General features: G+C 58.0%; 5 protein-coding genes. 2 read left to right on the plus strand and 3 right to left on the minus strand.

Going from position 1 to position 4931, the window contains the following annotated elements; all coding sequences use genetic code 11:
* Nucleotides 1–86: 86 nt before the first annotated feature.
* The 3 genes from NW820_RS10045 to NW820_RS10055 form a co-directional block, all read right to left on the minus strand.
* Entirely contained in the window at nucleotides 87–749 is a 663-nt protein-coding gene (locus NW820_RS10045; RefSeq protein WP_414407411.1) for a hypothetical protein, read from the minus strand.
* 143 nt (nucleotides 750–892) lie between these two features.
* Nucleotides 893–1639: a GvpL/GvpF family gas vesicle protein gene (locus tag NW820_RS10050; RefSeq protein WP_011433160.1), complete on the minus strand. Its 747-nt coding sequence runs from the start codon at nucleotides 1637–1639 to the stop codon at nucleotides 893–895.
* A complete protein-coding gene (locus tag NW820_RS10055; RefSeq protein WP_414329069.1) occupies nucleotides 1617–2738 on the minus strand; it encodes a sugar phosphate nucleotidyltransferase in 1122 nt (373 codons plus the stop codon). The genes NW820_RS10050 and NW820_RS10055 overlap by 23 nt, the downstream gene beginning before the upstream one ends.
* Nucleotides 2739–3059: 321 nt before the next feature.
* Between NW820_RS10055 and hisG the strand changes: the two genes are divergently transcribed.
* Complete coding sequence (gene hisG / locus NW820_RS10060; RefSeq protein ID WP_011433162.1) at nucleotides 3060–3767, plus strand: ATP phosphoribosyltransferase; 708 nt, start codon at nucleotides 3060–3062, stop codon at nucleotides 3765–3767.
* A gap of 108 nt (nucleotides 3768–3875) precedes the next feature.
* Nucleotides 3876–4670, plus strand: coding sequence for a photosystem II manganese-stabilizing polypeptide (locus NW820_RS10065; protein ID WP_414329070.1), 795 nt, complete (start codon nucleotides 3876–3878; stop codon nucleotides 4668–4670).
* The last annotated feature ends 261 nt before the right edge of the window (nucleotides 4671–4931 follow it).

The following is a 4931-nucleotide window of genomic DNA, read 5'->3' on the forward strand; positions in this document are numbered from 1 at the left end:
AGGTTCTTGAGATTGCAGCGCACCCTCTTGGGGTGAGGTTTAGGCCGAGGTTGACCGTTCGCGGCGGGGGGCCGTAGGCTCTGCTACTACATACGCCGCAGCCGTTGAGTCAACTCTTCCCCCAAGCGCATCCATTTTGCTATCTCTTCGGGACTCACCTGTCGGTCATTTTGCCAAAGAATGAGGTGGGCGCCAGCTCCTTCGGCGCAATAGTTGGGATGCTGCTCCCAAAAACCAAGGACGCCAGGATGGAACCGCAGCCGAACTTGGGCTTCATTCTCTCCTCGCAAGAGATAGCTCCGGGAGAACTTAGGGTGGCTCTCGAAATTGATATCTTGCATGCCAAAAGCTTTGGCGATGCCATGGAAAAGGGCATTTTCGGGGTGCAGCCGAAAACGGGGCAGATGAAGATCCTCGTGATAGGCGTAGAAGACGGACTGGCGATAAGTGCTAGAACTCTTGCCACTGCCGCGGGTGTATTGGTAATCAAAAACGGTAATCTCAGTGCCATCGATCAGCCGCTTGGACATCGAATTATAGAAACGCCGCCCATGGCCTCGTTCAAACAGTCCAAAGCCTGCTTGCAACAAGCGAGATCGAATCTCTTCAGGCAACTGGGCAGAAAAGCGCATTCCTAGCTGTGCAGCTACCCGCTCCAGAGCTTCTCGACGTTTCTTTTCGTGGTAAAGGGCTAGAGCCAAGATCCCGGCAGCCAGAGCTAAAAACAAGATAAAAATAAGCAACCCCATACCGTCTCCCTCGGCTTAGCCACTGCAGCGCCCATCCCCACAATACCTGAGCAGATCTCCAAAAGGATCCCTGCCTTCGACCATTCAGCCGAGCGGTCTCCTCTTGTCTTTTGTAGAGAAGTGACCCAATACAGCTGAGTGTGTCAAAGTTTGACGAAATTGTAGGGAGCGGTGAAGTTGTTGTAGCGAATGCGCAGCCGCCCCTGGAAGGTCTGGTCTAGCTCCTCTACTTTTTGGGCAAAAACCGGCTCATCTTCCCAATTGATCAAAAACGAGCCGTTGTAGGCCATGTTTTCGGTGAGCAGATCTCCTTCTACGCGGTCGCTGGCCAAGGGGCTGAGGGCTGCTGTAAAGGTCTGGGCAATGCGCTGACGTCGCTGCTCTAAGAGCTGCTCCAGAGCCCGTCCGATCTCGACTACCGCGTCCAGCCCCAGAGGAGCGCCGGCCATTTCGTCTCGCCGAGCTTTGAGGGCAGGGTTTTCCTCTAGCCCCAGCTTGAGCTCCTGCTCGGGATCCCAGAAGACTTTGACTCCCACCTCCCGCTTGCCCTCCAGGCGCTCCAGCAGAGCCAGCAGATCCGCCAAGCGGGGCTGCACCAAGTCCCGTTCCACCTGCTCCCAGCCGCTCACCACCAGGCCAAATTGCAGAGGCAGCAGAGCCCGGTGTCCCTCGTTCATCACTTTTTCCAGCACGGCCTCATGGGCGAGCAAGTTGGCCCGGCTGGCCAGGTAGCGCTCCTGTCGAGCCTGGGAGTACAAGAAGGCCAGGGATCCCAGCCCATGAACCTGCACCGGCTGCTTGTCCAGCCCCACCACACTCAGATGACGCGGGCCAGGGGCAGCGACGATCCCGTAGAGGTAGAGGGCGCTATGGGGATTTGCCGTTGGCATTGCTGCGGGCATCTCCGATCAGCCACGTGAGGTTGGACTCTTCGGTGTCGATGGCATTGCCATCCGAGGAAATGCAGTAGCGACCCATCACCATCTGGTGGCGTAGGGTCACGCCTGCCGCAATCTGGGTGTAGTTAAAAATCAAGCTGCCATCCAGCGTACACCCTTCATTCAACACACATCCGTAGCCAATTGCCGTGGGGCCGATGAGTTTGACCCCGTCCGCCAAATAGCTGCTGGCCCCGATGTAGACCGGTGGCTCGATGTGGATGCGATCCCAGTTGGCGCGGATGTTGATCCCCGTCCATACGCCGGGTTGAATCTGGATCCCAGGCACCTTGACTCCCTTGATCTCGCCGCGCAGCACTTTTTGCACCGCCAGCCAGTAGTCGTGGGTGCGGCCAATGTCCACCCACTGAAAGTCAGCCGTGATCCCATAAAAGGGGGCACCCGCTTTCACCAAGGCCGGGAAGAGATCGCTGCCGATGTCGTAGGGGCAGCCAGGGGGAATGTAGTCGAACACTTCCGGCTCGAAAACATAGATGCCGGTGTTGATGGTGTGGCCGAGGGCCTCTTCCCGCCTAGGCTTTTCTTGGAAAGCAGTGATGCGACCCGTCTCGTCGGTGACTACCACCCCATAGCTGGAGACCTGGCTGGGATCCACCTGCCGCAGGACCACAGTGGCCAGCGCTCCCTTGGATTTGTGGAAGTTGACGATCTGCGTGAGGTTCAGGTCGATCAGGGCATCCCCACAGAGCACCACAAAGGTACTGTCGAAAAATCCGGAGAAATCCTGGATCTTGCGCATACCGCCAGCGGAGCCCAGAGGTTCGGCCACCGGCTGGCCGTTCTCAAAATGGCCTTCGAAGGAAAAGCCGATGTGAACCCCCCATTGCTGCCCATCTCGAAAGTAGTCTTCGATTTGGTGGGCCAAGTGGCTGGTGTTGACCATGATCTGGTCGAAGCCGTGTTCCCGCAGCAGCTCCACCAAAAATTCCATGACAGGCTTGTGCAAAATGGGGATCATCGGCTTCGGCATCATGTAGGTGATGGGCCGTACCCGCGTGCCTTTGCCTGCTGCCAGGATCATGGCTTTCATGCCGTCGTCACTCCTCCGGGCTAACCGTGCTCTGACTTTATCATCCCAGGATCGGCATTCCAGAGAACCGGCGGGGCTTTCAAGAGGCTGGGGAATCGCTGCTGGGATTCCGATCCCCTACAATCGAGGGGGTCTGCTCTTCTGGGAGAACCCGCCCGCCTCTGGGCATTTCGCCAAGGGTTTCCCCTGAGCCCCTCGTTTTGCCCCGTCTCTCCTGAGAGTTCCACCCGGCAGACGGGGATCCCAGCATTCTTACATTGATTGCTCCTGGCCCAAGATTCAGACGGATGTATCAGACAAATGTAGTAGATCCTGAAAAAGATGCTGGATGGCCGTCCCGACAGCCCACCCATCACGATTGCCCTGGCCAAGGGGGCCTTGCTGCCTGAGGCCATTCAATGCCTGCAGCAGGTGGGGATCGATTTCAGCCGTTTTTTGGATCCCGGCAATCGCCTGCTGCGGATTGAATCCCCCACCCGGCTGAACGGACAACGCTACGAAGCGCTGCTGGTGCGCACTCACGATGTGCCGGTGTACGTGGAGTACGGGCAGGCGCAGTTGGGCATTGTCGGCTACGACGTCTTGCGGGAGCGCTATGCCGGCACCGAAGCGCGGGTGGCCCACCTGTTGGATCTCCAATTTGGCCACTGTCGCATGTCGGTGGCCCTTCCCCAAGATAGCCCCTACCACTCGGCAGCTCAGTTGCCTGCTCATGCCCGCGTGGCTTCTAAGTTTGTCGGCTGCGCCCGGGAGTATTTTGACCGCCTGGATTTGCCGGTGGAGCTTATCTCTCTCTATGGTTCGGTGGAGTTGGCCCCCCTCACCGGCATGGCCGATGCCATCGTCGACTTGGTAGCCACAGGGCGCACCCTGAGGGAAAACGGCCTGATTGAGCGAGACTGCCTATTCGAGAGTACAGCTCGCCTGATTGCCCATCCCATCAGCTACCGTGTCAACCAACAGCCTATCCGCGAGTTGATCACCCAGATTCGGGAACGCTGGCTGGGATCCCTGTTGGTGGGTGGCTAATTTTGAGGCACTTCCTCTGAGGGGGATCACGATTGCGTACAATGGGGGCATTCGGGCTTATTTCCCCCAGCAGCGTTCAGATTCAAAAAAGGTTTTTCGAGGTTGATTATGCGGTACCGTCCACTGCTCGCCATCCTGTTGGCGCTTTGTTTGAGCGTCTTTGCTGTTCCGGCTAAGGCTGCCAAGGCGCCGCTGACCTATGACCAGATCCGCAACACCGGCAAGGCCGCCATTTGCCCTTCGGTCTCGGACAACGCCCGGGGCCGTATCGAAGTGCCTAGGGGGGGATCCCTGAAGCTGACGGATGTCTGCTTCCAGCCGGTGCAAATTGAGGTGGAAGAGGAAAAGCGGAACGGCGAGAAAGAGTTCATCAAGGCCAAAAACATCATGATCTCAGCGGCCACTCTGGGGCCGATTAAAGCTGAGGTGACTCCCAAAGACGGTGCGCTGGAGCTCAAAGTGGTGGATGGGATCACCTTTCAGCCGACCACCGGCCAAATGCCCCGCCGCGAGCTGGTGCCGTTTCTGTTTAGCGTGAAAGACTTGGTCGCCACTGCCCAGGGCTCCGCCATTGACCCTTCGACCGATTTTGAAGGGGAGTTCTTGGTGCCCGGCTATCACAGCAGCACCTTCCTCGACCCGCGCGGGCGGGGATCCAACACCGGCTACGACACTGCGGTAGGTCTACAGGCTGCCAAAGATGATTTTGCCACCAACCGCAAGGTGGACGAGGTTTCCCAGGGGAAAATGTCCCTGCGGATTGCTCGCGTGGATCCCAGCACTGGCGAAATGGCGGGATCCTTTGTTAGCATTCAGCCTTCCAGCACCGAGCAAGGGGCGATGGAACCCCACACTGTTCGCATTCAAGGCCTGTTTTACGCCCGCCTGGCGGGAGAGTCTTGAAAGCGCCTGAGGGCAGAGAATAACCCGCCTCAAACCAGGATGGGCAGGGATCCCGGAGATCTCCGCCCGTTTCTGTTGGCTATGTTCTCTGTCCAGGTTGGCCCCTTTTGCCTGTTGGGGAAGTGTGCAGCGATAAAGTCTGGGCCAGATGCCGCCACAGGTTCATTTGCAGATGGCCGCTGCCACTAACCTGCCTTTTATGTTGACTCTGGACCCAAGGGGACTCTCAATCTGGACTCAAGGAAGCCCTTTGTGAGTTCC

Source organism: Synechococcus sp. R55.7, from assembly GCF_047461955.1.
GTDB lineage: Bacteria > Cyanobacteriota > Cyanobacteriia > Thermostichales > Thermostichaceae > Thermostichus.

Bases quoted from the DNA above. Each gene is read 5' to 3' on its own strand.
- NW820_RS10045 (WP_414407411.1), bottom strand. From the start codon at position 749: ATGGGGTTGCTTATTTTTATCTTGTTTTTAGCTCTGGCTGCCGGGATC.
- NW820_RS10050 (WP_011433160.1), bottom strand. From the start codon at position 1,639: ATGCCAACGGCAAATCCCCATAGCGCCCTCTACCTCTACGGGATCGTC.
- NW820_RS10055 (WP_414329069.1), bottom strand. From the start codon at position 2,738: ATGAAAGCCATGATCCTGGCAGCAGGCAAAGGCACGCGGGTACGGCCC.
- hisG (WP_011433162.1), top strand. From the start codon at position 3,060: ATGCTGGATGGCCGTCCCGACAGCCCACCCATCACGATTGCCCTGGCC.
- NW820_RS10065 (WP_414329070.1), top strand. From the start codon at position 3,876: ATGCGGTACCGTCCACTGCTCGCCATCCTGTTGGCGCTTTGTTTGAGC.